Source organism: Cupriavidus sp. 96C5-1, from assembly GCF_057798855.1.
Genome location: NZ_JBYOJU010000001.1, coordinates 543,615 through 562,859, shown reverse-complemented (window position 1 = coordinate 562,859; position 19,245 = coordinate 543,615). Strand labels below are relative to the sequence as shown.

Below are 19,245 nucleotides of genomic sequence, written 5' to 3'. Positions count from 1 at the left end.
GCGGCTGGCGCTGCCCTACCCTGCCGGATCGACGGCCCGCCTTGCGCGGGCCGTTTTTCTTTCAGGCTGCCGCCGCGGTCTCGCTCACGCAGCGCCATAGCGCATGGCCGGAGGCAGCGTACTTGCGCTCGAACGGCGTAATGGGCTCGGCGGGCTGCCACGGCTCGACCCGCGCCGGCCGGCCGACCAGCGCGAGCGCCTGGGCGAATTCATCGATATAGACCCGCCAGTTGCTGCGGCACTCCAGGTAAGCCCCGCACGCGGCCAGTGCAGGAAACACCGCATGCCCCTGCCAGCGCCGCCCGAGGTGGCCGATCTTGGGCCAGGGATTGGGATACAGCACGTAATGCCGCTCCACCGGCACGCGATCCGCCTGCAGCATCCGCCAGACGTCGACCAGGTCGGCACGCGCCCACGCGAAATTGGCCGGCATCGGCCCCTCCCACCAATCCTTGCCGCCGGTCAGCCGCTTCTCCGACTGGTCCACGCCGATCACGAAGTGGCCGGGAAAGGCCGTCGCCAGGCGCAAGGTGCTCTCCCCCACGCCGCAGCCGGCATCCAGGATCAGCGGCGCCGCCCCGGCCTGCTGCCATTGCTGCAGCGCAAGATCGAGCGCGCGCCGGCTGGGCTCGCCGATCGGCTTGCGAAAAGGCTCGGCCAGGTGGCGGGCGACGCGGGCCGCGAGATGGTCGTGGACATCGGCCTGCGCCGAGGTGATGGTGCGGGAGTTGGCAAACATGGGCGGGATTCTACCGGCTGCCGTGCGCTGCGTGGCCATGGCCGCGGCAACAAGGCATGGACAAGGGCCACCCCTTGCTGCCAGCATAAGGATATGACGTCCATGTCGCACGCCGATGTCGTTTTGACGGCACAATGCGGGCAACCGGGTGAACGCGCGGGCCGGCAGGCCCGGGCAGCCACCCCTTCTGAGAACCCGCCGCCGCCCGCCAATCCGGGCGGCGGCCCGTACGAGGAGCGCATCCCGATGAACGCCACACGCCGCACACGCCACCATCCCAGCCGCCTGACCGCCCTGATGCCGCGCCGCGCGCTGCTGCAAGCCGGTGCCGCCCTCGCGCTCGGCGGCGCCGCGCTGATGCTGCTGCCCGCCGGCGCGGCACAGGCCGAAGACCTGCGCATCGGCCTGTCAGCCGATGTCACCTCGATGGATCCGCAGTGGAACAATGCCGGGCCAAATAACGCCATCGCCCTGCATATCTTCGAATCGCTGGTGTTCATGGACAAGAACGCCCGTTTCATCCCGGGCCTGGCACTGTCGTGGAAGCCGGTCAATGCCATCACCTGGGAAATCAAGCTGCGCCCCAATGTGAAATGGCATGACGGCACGCCGTTCACCAGTGACGACGTCAAGGCCTCGCTGGAGCGCCCCGAGAAGCTCACCGGCAGCCCGGGCTCGTTCACCAGCTACACCAAGCCGATCGCGCGCATCGACACGCCCGACCCGCTGACCGTGCGCCTCACCATGAGCGTGCCCAACTACGCCAACCTGGCCAACGACCTCAACAGCGTGCCCATCATGCCGAAGAAGGTAGCGGCCACGCTGACCCAGGCGGACTTCGATTCCGGCAAGGCGATGATCGGCACCGGCCCGTTCAAGTTCGTACGCTTCGCGCGCGGGCAGGAAATCGTGATGGCCAGGAATCCCGATTACTGGGGCCCCAAGCCCGAATGGGATCGCGCGATCTTCCGCATCATCACGGATAACGGCGCGCGCAGCGCGGCGCTGCTGTCCGGCGACGTGGACGTGATCGAGAGCGTGCCCTCGGCCGACGTGGCCAAGCTCAGGCAGAATCCCAAGTTCCGCATCGAGCAGCAGGTGTCGTGGCGTACCATCTTCTGGCAGATGGACCAGTCGCGCGACAACCCGCCTTACGTTACCGACCGTGCCGGCAAGCCGCTGGGCAAGAACCCGTTCAAGGACGCGCGCGTGCGCGCCGCCATCAGCAAGGCGCTGAACCGCGATGCCATCGTCAGTCGCATCATGGAAGGCCTGGCCGTGCCTGCCTCGTCGATCGTCTCGCCGCAGATCTTCGGCCATCCCGGCACCAAGCCCGATGCCTACGACCCCGAAGGCGCCAGGAAGCTGCTGGCCGCGGCAGGCTATCCGGATGGCTTCGGCCTGACGCTGCACGCGACCAACAACCGCTACCTGAACGACGCCGCGGTGGCGCAGGCGACGGCCAGCATGCTGACGCGCATCGGCATCCAGACCAAGGTGGAGACCTTGCCGGTGGCGGCGTATTTCACGCGTGCGCGCCAGGGCGACTTTGCGTTCGAGATGCTGGGCTGGGGTTCGGCGGCGGCCGACGTGGCGCTGCGCTCTATCACGGGCACGCCCAATCCCAAGACCGGATACGGGACGTGGAACTGGGGCAAGTACAGCAATCCGCAACTGGACCAGCTGATCGAGAAATCGCTGACCACCGTGAGCAGCGACAAGGCCCGCGAGGACAACGCCCGAGCCGCGGCCAGGTTCGCGCTGGCCGATCACGCCATCATCCCCTCGCATAGCCAGCTCGCCATGTGGGCGATGCGGAAGGGCCTGAAGTATGAAGCACGCACCGATGAATGGTCGCTGGCGCAGTTCTTCCACAAGCAGTGAGGGGGAAGGGTTCAAGCGCCTGACGTTGATGGGTACGGCCTAAAATCAACTGCTTGACTGCTTAACAGTTGAGCAGTTGACTTTTGTTGAACAGCCAGGCTACCGCCCCCTCAACGCAAACCGTCAAACCCCAACCCCCCTCAAATCCGCAATCCGTCCTCCTGCCGCGCATTCGCCGCCCGCAATTTCTTCACCCAGTCGCGCGCCGGCAGGCCAGTGCTGTCCTCCACCACCTTGGCACGCACCTCCAGTACATCCCACGACACATCGATCGCCGGCCCGTTGAAAGCCAGGGCGATGACATTGCCGTCATGCACCTCGGGAAACACCAGTACGCGGTCATCGAATGCCTCGCAGATCCGCACGATGTTCTTGGGAAAGCTGTCGTGGTCGCCGAACAGGTTGATGGTCATCACGCCCGGCGCTTTCAGCACGCGGCGGCAGGCCTTGTAGAAGGCGGTGGTGTCCAGCACCGGTCCGCGCGCAGTGGCATCGTAGAGATCGACCTGCAGGACATCGAGGGCACCGGTGTGGGCGCCGTCCATCACGTAGTCCCAGGCATCCTGCTCACGCACGGTAAGACGCTCGTCGTCCTCGCGCAGGCCGAACATGCTGCGCCCGGCCACGATCACGGAAGGATTCAGCTCCACGGCGGTAACGCGCGCGCGGCTGAACTGGCGATGGCAGAACTTGGTCAGCGCGGCCGCGCCCAGGCCCAGCTGCGTGACGTGGAAATCCGGTGCCGACGGCGACAGGAACAGCAGCCACGCCATCATCTGCTGTGCGTACTCCAGTTCGATGGCATCGGGCTTGCGCAGGCGCATCGCGCCCTGCACCCATTCGGTGCCGAAATGCAGGTAGCGCACGCCTTCCATTTCAGAAAAGGTCACCGGCGCGAAGCGCGGCGTCATGCGTTTTTCCTCGCGCTGCGCTGCCTGCGCGCCGTCGCGGCTGCGCGTGCCGCGCGCGGGACGGCGCGAGGCCACGGCTTCAATCGATTTGCGTTTGAGAAGAGTCATGGTGATCAGGAGAAGACGAGCAGGCGTGCCGCCTACATGGACGGCACGTACGTAGTAAGGCGGCTGGCGACAGCCGGGCCGTTCAATTCATGCCTTGCCGAGCGCAGCCTGGGCACGCTGCAGCCATTCGCGATTGTGCTCCCGGGCATGGCGCGGCCAGTGCTTGCCGTCATGCACGATCTCGGCATACAGCGCCTGGGCGCGCTCCCGGTCGGCAGGTTCGGCGTGCGCAGCCAGCCAGTCGGCGAACAGGCAGCGCGCGGCCGCGTCGTTTGCGCAGGCAAGCGCCTGTTCGAATGCGGCGCGCGTGCCCGGCGCGTCCAAGGCGGCCAGCGCGCGCGCGTACAGCAAGGCGGGATCGGCCTGCTGGCGAGCCTGGGGCTGCGCGGCGAACAGCCGCTCCAGCGCGGCCACGGCGGCGGCATGCCCGCCGGTGGCGAACTGCGCGCGCGCCAGGCCCAGCAACAGGGCCGGGTCGGTGGCAAACGGGCCGCTGGCGGCGGCCTCGTAGTGCTCCAGCGCGGCCTTGGGCTCGCCGGCGTCCAGCAAGGCGGCGCCCAGGCGCATGCGGTGCTCGACGGTGGGCGCCCGGTCGAAGGCGTCGCGGGCCTCGCGTACCGCCCGGTTGGGGTCGACCAGTTGGCCGATGGCACGCGTGGCGGCCCACGCGCCACGCGTCTGGCGCAGTCCGGGCAGGTAGATGGCGAAGAAATACACCACGCTGCCCAGCCCCGGAAAGGCGAACAGGATCAGCAGCCAGTACATGTTCTGCTGCGTGCGCACCGCATGCACGGCGAAGTACAGCGCGACGATAACGTGAAAACCAATTCCTAGATACGGCATTGTCTATCTACCCTGCAAAACGTTGGCCGGCGGACTCGCCACCGGTATTCATGGCCGCGATTGTGACAGAAGCGGGCACCCTGCCCCCGGCTTCGGCGCGCAGCCGCGGGCGGCACAGCCGGTATTTTGCCAAATCCGGCGCCATCGCCGCGCTTGGCGCGGCATGCAACTTGCTACTGTCACACACGCCTCTTACGGTAGGCATGTTTCGGCTGGCATGGTTCGCAGCTACCTGAACCGAACCTGGGACACCCCGTTCAACCCGGCCCTATCCACGACCAAGGATCCGCAGAAATGAGCTACATCCACTTTATCGGTGGTGAAAAAGGCGGCGTCGGCAAATCGCTCGTCGCCCGCCTGCTGGCCCAGCATTTTATCGACCGGAGCATGCCGTTCCTGGGCTTCGACACCGACAAGTCGCATGGCGCGCTGCTGCGCTTCTATGCCGATTTTGCCGCGCCCGCCGCGCTTGAGCGGCACGACAGCCTGGATCCCATCATCGAACACGCGGTCGAGGATCCGCAGCGGCGCATCCTGGTGGACCTGGCAGCCCAGACGCAGCAAGCGCTGGCCAGGTGGCTCGACGATGCGGACGTGCTCGGTCTGGCCGAGGAGCATGGCCTGACACTTACCTGGTGGCACGTGATGGATGCGGGACGCGATTCGGTCGACCTGCTGCGGCAGTGGCTCGACCAGTTCGGCGGGCGCATCAGGCTGGTGCTTGTCCTCAATGAGATCCGCGGCGACCGTTTCGAGATCCTGGATGCGTCAGGCGAGCGCGCGCGGGCCGAAGCGCTTGGCGCCAGCGTGATGACGCTGCGCCACCTGCCCGATACCACGATGCAGAAGATCGATCAGCAAAGCACGAGCTTCTGGGCCGCGGTCAATCACCCGGACCGCGCCGCCACCGGGCTCAACCTGCTGGAGCGGCAACGCGTCAAGGTCTGGCTGAACCGGGCCTATGGCGAAATGGCTGCGCTCGCGCTGTGATGTAGGAGCACTGGCGGCCCGGCTTGTGCAATTCGCCGCTGGCCGACCGCGTTCGACTTCACGCCGCCACGCGACAGCCGCCGTCGCGGCTACGGGAATGAGGGCGGCAGCCGCATCCGCCACAGATCCAGCTTCTGCTCGAAGCTGCGCGCGGCGTGGGCCGGATTTGACACCGCCTGTCCGCAGCAAAGACGTTACACGCTCTCCTGATCGACAAATCGGCCCAGCCTGCGTAGTGCCGGTAGCAGCACTTCATCCGCATAACAACAGCCAGTCAGCCCCGGATCGGTCTGGCCCGACTTCCTTGCCTCATCCGGCGCGTGGGACTCCTCCGCAAGCAAGCGTGCAAGCAGCGCCTCGTAACCAGCCTTCCACGCTTGCGCGCCAGGGAACACCACGCGCAACTCCTTGAGAATATCCATGCCGGCGAAATCCAGGTCGCCCCAGAAATGCACTGGGCGCGTGACGTCGGGGCCATGCAGCCATGCAAGAAAACGGCTCCCCAATGCTGCATTCCGCTCAATCGCAGCTGGGGAAAAATAAACTGAACTGCCACCCGGCTGGCGCAGCCTCCTCGCGCTCGCCTTGTACCCTGATGCGTATATCAGGATAAAACCTTCGGCATCGCTCAGCCTCCCCGCCGCCATCGATTCGAACGTTGCGGCATTTTCCACAAACAGGATCGGGGCGGCAGGATCGGCCGTCCTGGCGGCCACCAGCAGTTGCACCGGTTTGTCCGGAAAGGGGCAGACATCTGCGCCAAGCAACAGGGCAATGGATTCCTGCTGGCCGTTGAGAATTTTTGACAAACCCCAGAACTGCCGGCTTGCCACCTCGTGGAGCAAAAGATTTTCACCGGCGAGTGCCGGGATGCCAGCGAAGCGCTCCAGAACCTGCTCCGGTGAGCGCGGCAAGATGAGAATCGGACGGGACAACAGCCGCTCGCACAGCGCCGCATTGCCGAAGCGCGCTTGCACGGCCTGCCGCCACTGCGCCATCCAGCCGGCCACGGCGCTGGGCTGGCGCCCCGTCTCGTCGCGAAGAAACACCTCCGCCTGCGCGGCAATGACGAGCTTCGGCGAGCGCTCCCAGATATCGAGGTCCCGCTGGCCGCGACGCTGGTCGAGCATCAGTGCCACCCCCGGCTGCGCCTGCAGCGCTTCCAGGGCACGCCACACGAACATGCGTTCGCCGTGGTGGGCGATCGCAAAAAATTCCGGCCACGTCCCGGCACTCAGCGGGAAGCTGATATCGCGGCGTCTCTCGGCAAATGGCTTCGCCTCGATGCGGTCCACCAGCGCATTCAGCAACGCAGCGAGGGCGGCCGGCCGGTGCCCTGGGATGCCGTCGCCGCTCATGGTTCCATGTCCGGGGCCAGTTGCTTGCGTGCCTCCTGCAAGTCGAACTGCCGTGCCGCTTCACGCCGCACCGTCTCCCGGCGCTCAGTCCAGAGCGCATGCAGCCGGTCAGCCTTCAGCAGGGAGCTGTCCACCTCGGTAATCTTATCGAGTTCTCCTGCCAGCCCCTCCACCTTCATCAGGGAAAAGCGATGCTCGAAGCTGAACAACTCGAGCAGCGGGCCGGACGCTCGGGACGGCATGGCAACCACCAGTTGCAAGTCAAGGTTCTCATTGAGATAGCGCATCACGGCGGCAGTGCGGCCCTCGTCCATCTTGTCGAAGGCCTCGTCGATCATCATGAGCCTCAGGCTCGGCGTCTTCTCGAACTGGCGGAATGCCTGGGCCAGCACCGCGGCCCGTACGAGGTAGGCCGGCGTCATCAGCTCGCCGCCGGAAAACGTCGCCATTCTCGCCAGGGACGCCTCGCGCCCATCTTCCGAATACTTGCGGATGTCGTACTGGCGATAGTTGCGGTAGTCCGCTATGTCCTTGAGCCGCCGCAACGCATGATCGCGATTGGTGTCGAGCAGCAGCGACTTGATGTCGTCCAGCGCCGCGACGCTTTCGGCGGACAGCACGCCTTCGGCCGCCGAGAACAGGTCTACCGGCGTTTGCGTCTCGGCCAGCCGGTTCAGCTCCTGGAACAGGTCGAAATACTTCTTGTACTCCTTGACCATCTGTCCGTATTCGATCTCGAAACGGTCTTCGCCGAATGCCAGGCGCTTGAGCTTCTCGTTGAGCCGCTTTAGCGGATCGACGCCCTGTTCCACCGCGGTACGCACGGTCAACGCGAAATGCGTGCTGAAGGTGTTGTTGAAGTTCTTCTCGGCGCCCCGCAGCTCGCTGGCATTGTTGAGAATGCGAACGTGTTCGAGCCGTTCGAGCATGGCCGAGATCTGCCGCCGTGCGGCAGGTACGCCGCCGTAGGCTTGCCACTCGTATTCCCCCTGCGTCGACTGGCAAAGCTGAAAGTCGACCCTTTCATCGAAGGAGGAAGCCAGGAGATTATGTGCCTCCAGTTTCCGCTCGAACGCCTCGCGTTCCTGGCGGTAGAGGCCGGCTTGCTGGCGCCGCCGCCCGTCGAACGACGCAGCGGTCTGCTCCTTGGCCGCTTCCCGGGCGCGCTGCTCCAGCCGGACCGGATCGAAGTGCGGATTGAGCCGGATCAATTCAGCCACGCGGGCGTTGACCTGTCTCACGCCTTCCTGGCACCCAACAAGCTTAGCCTCGGCGTCAACAATGCTCGCTTCGAAGCCACGCGCCCGGCCCGCCGCTTCGCCCGCTGAGCGGGACGCGGTATTGGATAGGCGGTGGTGGCCGTCCAATAGCTGCGCCGCGCGCGCCACGCGGCGCTCCAGCACGATGAGATCGGAGTCATCCAGACTGGCGAGCTGCGCCGCGAGACTACTCAGTCCGCGCTGCGTCTCGCCCAGCTTGTCCAGCATCGGTGCGACAGGCACCAGCTTCAGACCGAGCAGACGCGCGCCCCATGCGGCCAACTCTACGGAGCTTGCGCGATGTGCGTCCCTTTCCCGCGTCTTTTCGGCAATCTGCCGGGCAAGCCTCACCACGCGCTTGCGCCGCGCCTCGGCACCGAAGGCAAGTTCGCCGTCCTCCACCCATGACGAAAACATCTTGAACCCGCCGCTGGCCATGCCGTCCACGGTCAGTGCCTGTGGTGCGCCGCGCAGCGCCTGCGCATCCGCTACCTTGACATAGCGGCCGTAGCTTGCAACCAGATAGGCGCGCGCGGTCTCATCGGCGATCACCAGTTCCTGCAGCACGGCATCGGGCGACAGCGCCTGGTTTTCCGCCCGCCGCTTGGCCAGTTCACCCTGCGCCACGGAAGCCTCTCGTCCTTGCCTAGTCGCCGGCAGTTCGTGCCGCAGCGCCCGGATGGCGCTCGCCTCGTACTGCGCGTCCACCAGGATCACGAAGCGATTGCCGCCCAGAAGCCCTTCGATGGCGTTCTGCCAGCGTGAGCCCTCCCGCGGCTGGACAAGGTTGCAAAGCACCCTGGGACGGGCGCCCGGCATCTGGGCTTCGAGATATCGGACCGCGGCCTCCACATGCGCCGGCAAGTCGAAGTGACCATCTTCCAGCCCTTGCCGGCGCCGCTTCAGGTCATCGATTTCCCTTTGCAGGGCGGCAGCGCGATCCGACTCTCGCGCCTGCTCCTGAACCACTGCCCCATACAGGCCATCGGCGCCGTGCAGCCGCTGCGCAATGGGAGCCAGGGCGGCATCCAGTCTGGCGAACCGGTCGCGCCGCAGGCTCGCCGGGTCGATCTGCGCGCCTGTCAGCATCGCCGCCAGCTCGCGCGCGGCGGCCTGCCCATCGGCGGCATCGATCGCCGCGGCATCGACAACCAGCCGCTCCACATGGGGGGCGTAGGCGGAGGAGGCCGGTCCTGCAGGCAGTTTAGCCAGGGCAGCCAGTTCGTCCAGCACGCCGCGCAAGCCCGTCAGGGCGGCCAGGACGTCCAGCGCGATACGGGATCGGTCTTCGGTGGCAACGGCTATCTCGCGGCCGAGCCGCTCGCGATCCTGCGCCACCGGATTACCATTGAGCCGCCCCTTGGCCGTGCCGTGCAATTCCGTGGCACGCTTTAGCGCCTTGGCATGCCGGTCGGCAAGCGCCTGCTGCTTTTCGACATCGGCCAAGGCGAGGCGCCGGCAGGCCTCCAGTCTTTGGATCTCATCCTTGACATCCTGCTGCCGGCGCATCGCTTCGCCCAGTTCGGCCTCCATGGCTTCTTCGAACGCGGCAAGGAACGCATCCGCGTGGGCCTTCAGCACTGCCAGCCGCTCCCGGCATGCCAGCAACTCGGTGGCGATCTTGCGCAGACGTTGCACGTTCTGCATGAGCGACGCGATATGCCCGATCTGATCGGAGAAATCAGGCTCGGCCAGCACCTGCTCCCGGATCAGCTCGTCCACCGAGCCGACGGTCTTGCGGGCAATGGACTGGACGAAAGCCCGCGCCGCCGCTTCGGCCTCGCGCGGCCCGACCAGCGTCTTGCCGCCACCGCGAAACTCGGCATAGAGCTTGCACAGATAGTCTTCGATGCTGTTCTCGAACGGCAGGACGCGCGGATAGCGCTGGCGCAGCCGATGGTAGATATCCTCGACCTTCGCCGCCGTAATCGAATTGCCCTTGCGCGACTCGATGAAATCCGCCTCCATCGCGCGGCTGCCCGGCAGCACAAAGTAGAGCTTGCGCGCAACTTCGACGCTGCGGCCTTGCTCGCGCGTACCGGACACGGCGGCTTCCACCGCCACCACGGCGGTGAATGGCTCGGCGGACTCCCCGGCATCGGGCGCGAAGACGGCGACGACATAGGTGTGGGATCCATACGGCCGGACACAGAGGTTGTCGCGCATGCCGACCGCGTAGGTGGCCAGCGTCCGCCTTACCTTGCCGCCCGCGCGCAAGGCGCCGCTCTCGTCCTGCGCGGAGTTGAACACATTGATGTGCTGCTTGCCGCCGGTCATGACCAGCTGGATCGCGTCCTGGAAAGAGGACTTCCCGACCCCGGTCGAACCTGACAGCAGGGTGGTGTCGCCAAAGGGGTATTCCCGGGATACGACGAACCCCCAGTTGACCAGGATGAGCTTCTCAAGCTTCATCGTCAGGCTCCGGCGCGGTGGCGGCCGACACAGGCTTCCGTGTCTCGGCCAGGAGGGCATCGATGGCGGAGTCCGCCACGAACTGCAGGATCGTTCCGCGAATGGCGACCAGGGCATCGGCGTCTTCCGCCTCTGAGTCCGCCCGGTAGTCGATCAGTCGGGCACGTTTCAGGTCGGCAAAGAGCTTCTCCCGCGCAGTCTTCGCCGGCAGTGAGCGGCGCGCCTGCGCGGTCAGCGTGGCATTGAGGTATTCCACGGTGACAAGCGCCTCGTTGCGCTCGTTGATCGAGCCCTGCCGCAAGCTTTCGTTGTACAACAAGCGCAGTACCAGGCAACATGCGACAAAATCGGCCGAGAGCCTCGCCCGCACGGCATCCACCACGATAGGGTCGTCCTCGGCGGGCAGCCCCGGCACGCGCGCGCCCGGCGGGTAGAGCCGAAAATAACTCTGATGCCGCTCGTGCAGCAAGCGGAACCCACCCACATCAAAGTACGCATTGAGCAGTCCCTCGATACGCACGGCGTCGTCGTAGAGCTGGCGCTCGATGGCGCTATCCTCCCTGTGCAGGATGGACAGCCCCAGCAGGCGGCCGAGAATCTGGCGGAACGCCTCCGGCCTGACGCCCTTCGCCGTCAGTTCCGCATCCACCAGTTGCCCAATCGAAATATCATCCGTGGCCAACGTGGCGCCTCCTGATTGCATAGTCGGTGCCCGACATAATGGCATTCTCCAGCGGCTCGCCGTCCAGCCGCTCCACCTCCAATCCGTCATGGTCCCGTGCCGCCTCGACGGCCCGCAACAACGATAGCGCCTGGATCGCATCGTCGACCGGCAACTCGGACAGGCGCAGCGCACCCGTGCCACGCATGGAGCCGAGCAGGTAACCCACGACATCGTGATGCGAGAGCGAGAAAGCCCGCTCTTCCGCTTGCCGGACGAATTGACGCAAGCGCTCCTCCCGCGTGATTTCCGGAACAATGCTCACAGCCTGCGCCTGGTTGCGCTCGGCGGCTTTTCTCGGTTGTACCGCCGCGGGGTCATACAAGGCCACGTGCATCGGCGCGAGCGTCGCCCCTTGCTGCTCCAACCACGCGCCCTGGTCCCGCTCCGGCATCTCGCCAAGGCGGCGAATCAGCGTGGACAACGCCGCTCCGCTTCCCGACGCCCCCATGAACAGACTCTGCGACAACAAGACCACGTGGCGGCGGACATAGCTTTCCATGGCCCGGAACAATTCCGGTTGTTTCGTCCGGCAGGCTGCCGTCACCATCTCGTCGATCCGATCGAGCAGCCATCTCAAGATCGCCCCATCCGGGGCGACCTGCGCGGCCCATGCCGCATGATTGGCCAGATCATCGTCGATGGCCTGCATCTCGGCCGCGCCCAACTCGTTCAGGCGTTCGATCAGCGCGCTGATGTCCAAGCGGTGGCGCTCGGCATTGTCATAGACTAGCCGGGGCGAGAATTCATCGCGAAAACGCCGCTCGACGAACTCGATGAACCCATCCCAATTGCCCTGTACATGCGCATCGAGCAAGATCTTGCGGGCCAGGTCATAGAAAAGCTCGATATCTTCGGAGAGGTCGGCAATGACGCGATCGGCATACTCGTAGGCGTCGAGCAGGTCCTCCGCGTCGCGGCGCTCGATGAAGGCACCCAAGGCGTTCTTGCAGGAGCGCATGTTGCGCTGGCGGGTCCGTTCGCGCGGACGGTCGGCCAATGTCAGCGCCTGTGCGAAGATCTTGCCGGCACGGGTAAAACGATAGGCTGTCACCAGCCGCACACGATCCTCGGCGGTTTCGAGCCAGCCATCGGCGACGAGGAGACGTACGATGGCGCTTGCCAGCTTCTGGTCGTCGGCAAGGTCACCTGCGGCGAATCCGTCTTCGCCCTCTTCCTCGGCCGGGTTGGCCGGCGGCGTGGCGGACTGCATGGTCTGAACGAACAGGTCGCGCAAGTCCTCACGCCCGAGAATGGAGCGATAGTCGGCATGGGAGCCATAAAGCCGCGTATAGAATGCACGGATGCAGGCGGCGATCAGCCGGCGCCTCTTCAGCGTCAGCGGACGAAAGAATTGCGAATGTCCCGAATCGAGCATGGCGGCTGGTGTCCCATCTACCTGATACCCCGGCACCTGCATACCATCACAGCAGAGGCCAAAAACGTACGAAACCACCCCTGGCTGCCTTGCCGGGAAGCGTTCGCGCCTGCTTACTCTTACGGGAGAGATTGTGACAGAAGCCCGCGCCACGACTCCAGCTTCTGCTCGAAACTCCGCGCTGCGTGCGCAGGACTCGACGAGGGCAGCACCACCGTCTCGTAGCCGGCCTGCGCAAACTGCACGGCGAAACGGCCCGAAGTACCCCCGTTGAAACCGACGCGATGCAACTCAGGCGCCAGAGAACGCAGCCGCGCGAAATCGTTGGCCTGCGGATAGCGGATATTGCTATCGAGGCTACCCTCGCGCACGCAGGCGCCAAGAACATCCCAGACCCCTATGCGATGCGCCAGCAGCCGCACCAGCCGCTCGGCATACGGCAGCTCGGCCAGCGGCTCGCCGGTCAGCGCGCCAAGAAGGGGCCAGAACTGGTTGCGTGGATGGGCGTAGTACTGTTGCGCCGCCAGGGAGGCTGCGCCGGGAAAACTGCCCAGCACCAGCACGCGGGTGTGCCGGTCGATGACCGGGGCCAGGCCTTGCTGGAGATCGGGGGGAAGATTCGGCGGGGAGGCGGGGCAAGCGTCTGGGACTGGCATGGCATGAGTGTACCGCGCGAGGACCGGCTGGCCGGGGGCCGACCAGCGCTGGCGCGGCTTGCCGCCAGCGCCGCTCCCCCGGGCTCCTCCCCCGCACGCGGGAGAGGAGCGCAAACCACTGGCTACGGCTACGCCAGCAGCTTGTTGATGCGGCGCACGTAGGCCGACGGGTCCTCGAGCGTGCCGCCCTCGGACAGCAGGGCCTGGTCGAACAGCACATGCACGCGGTCGCCGAAGGCGTCGTCGGCGGGGCCCGCTTCCGCCAGCGCGCGCAGCTTCTGCACGAGCGCGTGGTCCGGGTTCAGTTCCAGGATGGGCTGGGCGTCCGGCGCCTTCTGGCCGGCCTGCTTCAGCAGGCGCTGCAGGTAGCCGCTCATGTCGCCTTCGTCGGAAACCAGGCAGGAGGCCGACTCGGTCAGGCGCAGCGTCACGCGCACGTCCTTGGCCTTGCCGTCCAGCACGGTCTTGGCGCGCTCCAGCACGTCCTTCCAGTCGCCTTCGGCCTTTTCCTGCTCGGCCTTTTCGTCGGCATCGGCCAGCGTGCCCAGCTCCAGGTCGCCGCGGGCCACCGAGACCAGTTCCTTGCCGTCGAACTCGCGCAGGAAGGACAGCATCCACTCGTCCACGCGGTCGGTCAGCAGCAGCACCTCGATGCCCTTCTTGCGGAACACTTCCAGGTGCGGGCTCGACTTGGCCGCGGCCCAGCTATCGGCCGTGACGTAGTAGATCTTGTCCTGGCCTTCCTTCATGCGGGCGACGTACGCGGCCAGCGCCACGCTCTGCTCGGCGTTGTCCTGGTGCGTGGAGGCGAAGCGCAGCAGCTTGGAGATACGCTCCAGGTTGCCGGCGTCCTCGCCCAGGCCTTCCTTGAGCGCCTGGCCGAACTGCTGCCAGAAGGTGGTGTACTTGGCGCGTTCGGCTTCGTCCTCGCTGTCGGCCAGCGTTTCCAGCATCGACAGCACGCGCTTGGTGCAGCCTTCGCGGATCGCCTTCACGTCGCGGCTTTCCTGCAGCAGTTCGCGCGAGACATTGAGCGGCAGGTCGGCCGAATCCACCACCCCCTTGACGAAGCGCAGGTAGGACGGCAGCAGCTGCTCGGCTTCGTCCATGATGAAGACGCGCTTGACGTAGAGCTTGAGGCCGCCCTTGTGGTTGCGGTCCCACAGGTCGAACGGCGCGCGTGCCGGCACGTACAGCAGCTGGGTGTATTCGCTGCGGCCTTCGACGCGGTTGTGGGTGTAGGCCAGCGGCGCTTCGTTGTCGTGCGCGATGTGCTGGTAGAAGGCGGTGTACTGCTCTTCGGTGATATCCGACTTGGACCGCGTCCACAGGGCGCTCGCCTGGTTGACGCTTTCCCACTCGCCGGTGGCCTTGTAGGCGCTGGCCTCGGCATCCCACACCTCCTTGGGCATGCGGATCGGCAGCGAGATATGGTCGGAATACTTCTGGATGATGCCCTTGAGCTTCCAGGCGGAGAGGAAATCGTCCTCGCCTTCGCGCAGGTGCAGCGTGATGGTGGAACCGCGCTCGGCACGGTCGATGGCGTCCACGCTGAACTCGCCGTCGCCGGCGCTTTCCCAGCGCACGGCTTCGCTGGCGGGCAGGCCGGCGCGGCGGGTTTCCACGGTGACCTTGTCGGCCACGATGAAGGCCGAGTAGAAGCCCACGCCGAACTGGCCGATCAGGGCAGCGTCCTTCTGCTGGTCGCCGGAGAGCTGCTGGAAGAATTCCTTGGTGCCCGAGCGGGCGATGGTGCCGAGGTTGCGGATGGCCTCGTCGCGGCTCATGCCGATGCCGTTGTCGGTGATCTTCAGCGTGCGCGCCGCGGGATCGGCCTCGATGCGGATGGCCAGATCGGCGTCGTTCTCGAGCAGGGCCGGATTGGCAATCGCCTCGAAGCGAAGCTTGTCGGTGGCGTCGGAAGCATTCGAAACCAGCTCGCGCAGGAAAATTTCCTTGTTGCTGTACAGCGAGTGGATCATCAGGTGCAGCAATTGCTTCACTTCCGCCTGGAAGCTCATCGTCTCGTGCGGTGCGGTCATGGTTCTCCTCTTGGCAAACTTGGCTGACTTGGGAATCTTGGCAATGTGGCGGATCGGATACGGAAACGTCCGAAGAGGTTCCCGAATCCAGCCCGCACAGGGGCTTGGCGACACCGGGTGGCACCCCCGGTGCCGCCCGGTGTCAGGCCGATGTCCGGAAACATAGGGGCGGCTGCGCGCTTTTCAAGATCCGGCGCGCCGCCATCCCGGCTAGCGCCGCTCCAGCTGGCGCGCCAGGAAGGCCAGCATGCCGGGATCCTGGCTGCTGGCCACGTTGAAGCGCATCCAGCCGGAGGGCATCTGGGACGGTGAAAACAGGCTGCCGGGAGCGAACAGGTAGCCCTCCTCGTGGCCGGCGGTGGCGATGGCGTTGGTATCCCGCCCGGTGTCCGCCCACAGGTACATGCCGGCATGCTGGCCGGGAAACAGGGACAGGCCGAGCCGCTCGATGGTGCGCCGGGTCTCGTCGCGGGCGCGGTCGAGCCGGTTGCGCACCCGTTCCACGTGCTTGCGGTAGTGCCCTTCCGTCAGCACCTTATAAAGCACACGCTCGTTGATCTCGGGTGAGGCCAGGCCCGCCAGCAGCTTGCTGTCGGTCAGGGTGGCGGCCAGTTCCGGATGGGCCGCGATAAAGCCCACGCGCAGGTTGGCGGCAAGCGTCTTGGAAAAGCTGCCCAGGTAGATCACGCGGCGCAACTGGTCCAGGCTGGCCAGCCGGGTGGCGACGTGGCCGGGCGGGCACAGGTCGCAGTAGATGTCGTCCTCGACGATCAGCAGGTCGTACTGCTCGGCCAGCCGCAGCAGCTGGAAGGCCTTGGCGGCCGACAGCGAGGTGCCGGTCGGGTTGTGCAGCACGGAATTGATCACCATCAGGCGTGGCCGGCGCGCCTGCAGGATACGCTCCAGCGCCTCCAGGTCCGGGCCTTCGGCGGTATAGGGCATGCCGATCAGCTGCGCGCCCTGCGCGGCGAAGCGGCCGAACATGACGAACCAGGCCGGATCGCCCACCAGCACCGCGTCGCCCGGACGCAGGTAGAGCCGGGCAATCAGGTCGAGCGCCTGGGTGATGCCGGAGGTCAGCACGATCTGGTCGGGGGTGGCGCCGATCTCCAGCTCCGCCAGGCGGTTGCGCAACTGCTGGCGCAGCGGCAGGAAGCCCTGCGGCGTGCCGCTGGCCAGGAAATGGCTGCCCGGCTGGCGGCCCAGGCCGCGCAGCGCGCTGGCGATCAGTTCGCCATCGAGCCAGTCGTTGGGCAAGAAGCCCATGCCGGGCGATTTATAGGGCTCGGTCGAGTGGAACATGCTGCGCAGCAGCCAGGTCACGTCGATATTGCGCGCACCGTTGGCCACCGGCGCCACCGGCGTCACCAGCGGAGTCCGTTCGCGCACATAGAAGCCCGAGCCGCGGCGGGATTCCAGGTAGCCCAGCGCCACCAGCCGCTCGTAGGCCTCGACCACGGTGAAGCGGGAGATGCCCTTTTCCTGCGCGAGCTGGCGGATCGAGGGCATGCGCATGCCGGCACGGAACACCCGCTCGTCGATGCGCAGCCGCGCCCATTCGGTCAGCTGCTCCACCAGCGTCATCTGCGCCGAGGGCACCGGATCGGGCATGCGCTCGGTGGGCGGCGGCAGCACCAGGCGCAGGGAACGCGCCTTTTCGGCGGCCGGCGTGACCGCCGCGGCTCCTTTATCCTTGAGGCCTGGCGCCATCGGATCCTTGCTGCTCATTGCCTTGCTCCCGCCACTGTACTGAGAATGTTCTGCATAACTGTATCGGTACTGTACCGACAACCTTGTCTACCATCAACACACAATGACAATCGCCCTCGACCATCTCGTGATCGCCGCCCCCACGCTTGCCGCGGGGGCGCAGCACGTCGCCGACGCACTTGGCGTGGCGCCCCAGCCAGGCGGTGCGCACCCGGGCATGGGCACGCACAATTGCCTGCTGGGCCTGTTCGGCGGGGCCTACCTGGAGGTGATCGCCATCGATCCAGAGGCGCCGCCCCCGGCCCGCCCGCGCTGGTTCGGCATGGACACCGAGGCGGTACAGGCGCGGCTGCGCCATGGCCCCTTCCTGCTGCACTGGGTCGCGCGGGTGGAGCGGCCGACCGACCTGTCCCTGTGGCAGGCGCAGTATCCCGGGCGCATCGCGCCGGTCATCCCGATGACCCGCGGCGACCTGCGCTGGCGTATCACCGTGCCCGAAGACGGCAGCCTGCCGGCATGGCCGGCTGACGACGTGGGTGGCGCCGCGATCCCGGGCGACGGCATCCTCCCCACGCTGATCCAGTGGGATGTAGCGACCCATCCTTCGTCCCGGCTGCCGAACCAGGGCCTGGCGCTGCGCTCGCTGCGGGCGCGCCATCCGCAGGCGGCCCGGCTTGCCGAAGCCATGCAATGGCTGGGCGGCGGCCCGTTCGTCCCGGAGGCGTCCACCCTCGCGGAACTGAGCGCGGAGATAGAAACGCCCGACGGCGTGCGCACGCTGCGCTGACCCAGGTGCGCCGTAGCGAAAGACCAGCACCAGACAACAACCACTGCCGCACAGGAGACCCGACCGATGTCCGCCACCCACAAACGCTTCGACGACGACGCCTATCTGGGCAACTGCACCGCCACCGTGGTGGCCGTGCACGCCGGCGGCATCGAGCTCGACCAGACCGTGTGCTACGCGCGCAGCGGCGGCCAGGCGGGCGATACTGGTACGCTCAAGCTCGCCAACGGCGCCACCATTGCCTTGCTGGAAACGGTGTACGCCCCGGATCGCAGCCATATCCTGCACGTGCCCGAGCCTGGCGCCGCGCTGCCGGAGCCTGGCGACATCGTCGCCGTCGCCATCGACTGGGAACGCCGCCACCGGCTGATGCGGCTGCACACCTGCCTGCACCTGCTGGGTTCGCTGATCCCGGTGCCGGTGACCGGCTGCGGCATCTCGCCCGACTCGGCACGCATCGACTTCGACCTGCCTGAATCCACGCTGGACAAAGCCGTGCTCACCGAGCGGCTCAACGCGCTGATCAGCGCCGACAGCCGCGTCGGCATCGAACGCATCACGCCCGAGGCGCTGGCGGCGCAGCCGGAGCTGGTGCGCACCGTGGGCGCGGCGCCGCCGGCCGGCAGCGGCGCCATCCGCATCATCGACATCCCCGGCGTGGACCGCCAGCCCTGCGGCGGCACCCATGTCGCGGCCACCGGCGAGATCGGTCCGGTGGTGGTAACCAAGATCGAGAAGAAGAGCCGTACCAACCGCCGCGTGGTCGTGCAGTTCGCAGCGTGACAAGGGCATGGCCACCATGCTCTTTGACCCTGCCCTGCTGACCGGGCTGTCGGCGGCCCAGTTCGTTGCACTGCTGTCGCTGATGACGGTGGGCTCGTTCACGCCCGGCCCCAACACCACCATCGCCGCCGTCACCGGCGCCAACTTCGGCCTGCGCGCCACCCTGCCCCATTGCGTGGGCGTGGCGTTCGGCTTCGCCAGCATCCTGGCGCTGTGCGCGGCCGGCGTGGGTGCGCTGGTGCTGGCCAGCCCCACGCTGGCGCTGCTGGTGCACGTGGCCGGCGTGCTTTACCTGCTGTGGCTGGCGCTCAAGCTGGCGCGCAGCACCACGCTGTCCGACAAGCAGGTGCTGCGCCCGCTGTCGGCGTGGCAATCGGCGGTGCTGCAGTACGCCAATATCAAGGCCTGGATGCTGGCGCTGGCAACGGCCGCCTCGTACGTGGCCGGCGCCCAGTCGCCGTTGCACCGGGCCTTGCTGGTCTGCGCGGTGTTCGGCGTGTTCGGTTTTGTCAGCAACGGCGTGTACGGCGTGATCGGCGCCTCGCTGCGGCAATGGCTGCAGGTGGGCCATCGCATCCGCTGGTTCAACCGTGGCATGGGACTGGCGCTCGCGCTGACCGCGCTGTGGATCGCGCTCGCCGGGCGACCGGCCCTTCACTGACGA

At 66.5% G+C, this 19,245-nt stretch carries 15 protein-coding genes; 5 read left to right on the top strand and 10 right to left on the bottom strand.

What is annotated here, in order from left to right; all coding sequences use genetic code 11:
* Window positions 1-61: 61 nt before the first annotated feature.
* Window positions 62-739: a tRNA (guanine(46)-N(7))-methyltransferase TrmB gene (gene trmB / locus AC3FOF_RS02560; RefSeq protein ID WP_017224711.1), complete on the bottom strand. Its 678-nt coding sequence runs from the start codon at window positions 737-739 to the stop codon at window positions 62-64.
* 246 nt (window positions 740-985) lie between these two features.
* On the opposite strand from trmB, the gene AC3FOF_RS02555 reads away from it, so the two are divergent.
* A complete protein-coding gene (locus AC3FOF_RS02555) occupies window positions 986-2,623 on the top strand; it encodes an ABC transporter substrate-binding protein (RefSeq protein ID WP_488725672.1) in 1,638 nt (545 codons plus the stop codon).
* A gap of 140 nt (window positions 2,624-2,763) precedes the next feature.
* Here AC3FOF_RS02555 and AC3FOF_RS02550 read toward each other — a convergent pair whose 3' ends face one another.
* Both AC3FOF_RS02550 and AC3FOF_RS02545 read right to left on the bottom strand, forming a co-directional pair.
* Window positions 2,764-3,642, bottom strand: coding sequence for a class I SAM-dependent methyltransferase (locus AC3FOF_RS02550; RefSeq protein ID WP_488725671.1), 879 nt, complete (start codon window positions 3,640-3,642; stop codon window positions 2,764-2,766).
* Window positions 3,643-3,729: 87 nt separating this feature from the next.
* Window positions 3,730-4,485, bottom strand: a complete 756-nt coding sequence (locus tag AC3FOF_RS02545; RefSeq protein WP_276268456.1) for a tetratricopeptide repeat protein — start codon at window positions 4,483-4,485, stop codon at window positions 3,730-3,732.
* A 294-nt stretch (window positions 4,486-4,779) separates the two neighbouring features.
* Between AC3FOF_RS02545 and AC3FOF_RS02540 the strand changes: the two genes are divergently transcribed.
* Window positions 4,780-5,475 (top strand): mobilization protein, encoded by a 696-nt coding sequence (locus AC3FOF_RS02540; RefSeq protein ID WP_017229805.1) that lies wholly within the window; start codon window positions 4,780-4,782, stop codon window positions 5,473-5,475.
* A gap of 194 nt (window positions 5,476-5,669) precedes the next feature.
* On the opposite strand, the gene AC3FOF_RS02535 is transcribed toward AC3FOF_RS02540, so the two are convergent.
* The 7 genes from AC3FOF_RS02535 to AC3FOF_RS02505 all read right to left on the bottom strand — a co-directional run bounded on the left by AC3FOF_RS02535 (window position 5,670) and on the right by AC3FOF_RS02505 (window position 17,011).
* Window positions 5,670-6,833 carry a Wadjet anti-phage system protein JetD domain-containing protein gene (locus AC3FOF_RS02535; RefSeq protein WP_488725670.1) on the bottom strand — a complete coding sequence of 388 codons (1,164 nt, stop codon included), beginning with the start codon at window positions 6,831-6,833 and terminating at the stop codon, window positions 5,670-5,672.
* Complete coding sequence (locus AC3FOF_RS02530; RefSeq protein ID WP_488725669.1) at window positions 6,830-10,504, bottom strand: ATP-binding protein; 3,675 nt, start codon at window positions 10,502-10,504, stop codon at window positions 6,830-6,832. The genes AC3FOF_RS02535 and AC3FOF_RS02530 overlap by 4 nt, the downstream gene beginning before the upstream one ends.
* Window positions 10,494-11,186, bottom strand: a complete 693-nt coding sequence (locus tag AC3FOF_RS02525; RefSeq protein WP_488725668.1) for a DUF4194 domain-containing protein — start codon at window positions 11,184-11,186, stop codon at window positions 10,494-10,496. The genes AC3FOF_RS02530 and AC3FOF_RS02525 overlap by 11 nt, the downstream gene beginning before the upstream one ends.
* Window positions 11,173-12,603, bottom strand: coding sequence for a Wadjet anti-phage system protein JetA family protein (locus AC3FOF_RS02520; RefSeq protein ID WP_488725667.1), 1,431 nt, complete (start codon window positions 12,601-12,603; stop codon window positions 11,173-11,175). The genes AC3FOF_RS02525 and AC3FOF_RS02520 overlap by 14 nt, the downstream gene beginning before the upstream one ends.
* Before the next feature lie 119 nt (window positions 12,604-12,722).
* Window positions 12,723-13,259, bottom strand: a complete 537-nt coding sequence (locus AC3FOF_RS02515; protein ID WP_488725666.1) for a DNA-deoxyinosine glycosylase — start codon at window positions 13,257-13,259, stop codon at window positions 12,723-12,725.
* A 128-nt stretch (window positions 13,260-13,387) separates the two neighbouring features.
* Complete coding sequence (gene htpG / locus AC3FOF_RS02510) at window positions 13,388-15,301, bottom strand: molecular chaperone HtpG (protein ID WP_488725665.1); 1,914 nt, start codon at window positions 15,299-15,301, stop codon at window positions 13,388-13,390.
* Between the two features lie 210 nt (window positions 15,302-15,511).
* Window positions 15,512-17,011, bottom strand: coding sequence for an aminotransferase-like domain-containing protein (locus AC3FOF_RS02505; protein WP_051078591.1), 1,500 nt, complete (start codon window positions 17,009-17,011; stop codon window positions 15,512-15,514).
* A gap of 103 nt (window positions 17,012-17,114) precedes the next feature.
* Here AC3FOF_RS02505 and AC3FOF_RS02500 point away from each other — a divergent pair, with 103 nt between their 5' ends.
* The 3 genes from AC3FOF_RS02500 to AC3FOF_RS02490 all read left to right on the top strand — a co-directional run bounded on the left by AC3FOF_RS02500 (window position 17,115) and on the right by AC3FOF_RS02490 (window position 19,242).
* Window positions 17,115-17,798 (top strand): VOC family protein, encoded by a 684-nt coding sequence (locus tag AC3FOF_RS02500; RefSeq protein WP_276264300.1) that lies wholly within the window; start codon window positions 17,115-17,117, stop codon window positions 17,796-17,798.
* A 66-nt stretch (window positions 17,799-17,864) separates the two neighbouring features.
* Window positions 17,865-18,581 (top strand): alanyl-tRNA editing protein, encoded by a 717-nt coding sequence (locus tag AC3FOF_RS02495; protein ID WP_488725664.1) that lies wholly within the window; start codon window positions 17,865-17,867, stop codon window positions 18,579-18,581.
* Window positions 18,582-18,597: 16 nt separating this feature from the next.
* Window positions 18,598-19,242, top strand: coding sequence for a LysE family translocator (locus tag AC3FOF_RS02490; RefSeq protein WP_276264328.1), 645 nt, complete (start codon window positions 18,598-18,600; stop codon window positions 19,240-19,242).
* Window positions 19,243-19,245 lie beyond the last annotated feature (3 nt).

What these genes read in the sequence shown, in the direction of transcription:
- trmB (WP_017224711.1), bottom strand. Translation starts at nt 739, where the DNA reads ATGTTTGCCAACTCCCGCACCATCACCTCGGCGCAGGCCGATGTCCAC.
- AC3FOF_RS02545 (WP_276268456.1), bottom strand. Translation starts at nt 4,485, where the DNA reads ATGCCGTATCTAGGAATTGGTTTTCACGTTATCGTCGCGCTGTACTTC.
- AC3FOF_RS02505 (WP_051078591.1), bottom strand. Translation starts at nt 17,011, where the DNA reads ATGGCGCCAGGCCTCAAGGATAAAGGAGCCGCGGCGGTCACGCCGGCC.
- AC3FOF_RS02540 (WP_017229805.1), top strand. Translation starts at nt 4,780, where the DNA reads ATGAGCTACATCCACTTTATCGGTGGTGAAAAAGGCGGCGTCGGCAAA.
- AC3FOF_RS02520 (WP_488725667.1), bottom strand. Translation starts at nt 12,603, where the DNA reads ATGCTCGATTCGGGACATTCGCAATTCTTTCGTCCGCTGACGCTGAAG.
- AC3FOF_RS02500 (WP_276264300.1), top strand. Translation starts at nt 17,115, where the DNA reads ATGACAATCGCCCTCGACCATCTCGTGATCGCCGCCCCCACGCTTGCC.
- AC3FOF_RS02550 (WP_488725671.1), bottom strand. Translation starts at nt 3,642, where the DNA reads ATGACTCTTCTCAAACGCAAATCGATTGAAGCCGTGGCCTCGCGCCGT.
- AC3FOF_RS02495 (WP_488725664.1), top strand. Translation starts at nt 17,865, where the DNA reads ATGTCCGCCACCCACAAACGCTTCGACGACGACGCCTATCTGGGCAAC.
- htpG (WP_488725665.1), bottom strand. Translation starts at nt 15,301, where the DNA reads ATGACCGCACCGCACGAGACGATGAGCTTCCAGGCGGAAGTGAAGCAA.
- AC3FOF_RS02530 (WP_488725669.1), bottom strand. Translation starts at nt 10,504, where the DNA reads ATGAAGCTTGAGAAGCTCATCCTGGTCAACTGGGGGTTCGTCGTATCC.
- AC3FOF_RS02555 (WP_488725672.1), top strand. Translation starts at nt 986, where the DNA reads ATGAACGCCACACGCCGCACACGCCACCATCCCAGCCGCCTGACCGCC.
- AC3FOF_RS02515 (WP_488725666.1), bottom strand. Translation starts at nt 13,259, where the DNA reads ATGCCAGTCCCAGACGCTTGCCCCGCCTCCCCGCCGAATCTTCCCCCC.
- AC3FOF_RS02535 (WP_488725670.1), bottom strand. Translation starts at nt 6,833, where the DNA reads ATGAGCGGCGACGGCATCCCAGGGCACCGGCCGGCCGCCCTCGCTGCG.
- AC3FOF_RS02490 (WP_276264328.1), top strand. Translation starts at nt 18,598, where the DNA reads ATGCTCTTTGACCCTGCCCTGCTGACCGGGCTGTCGGCGGCCCAGTTC.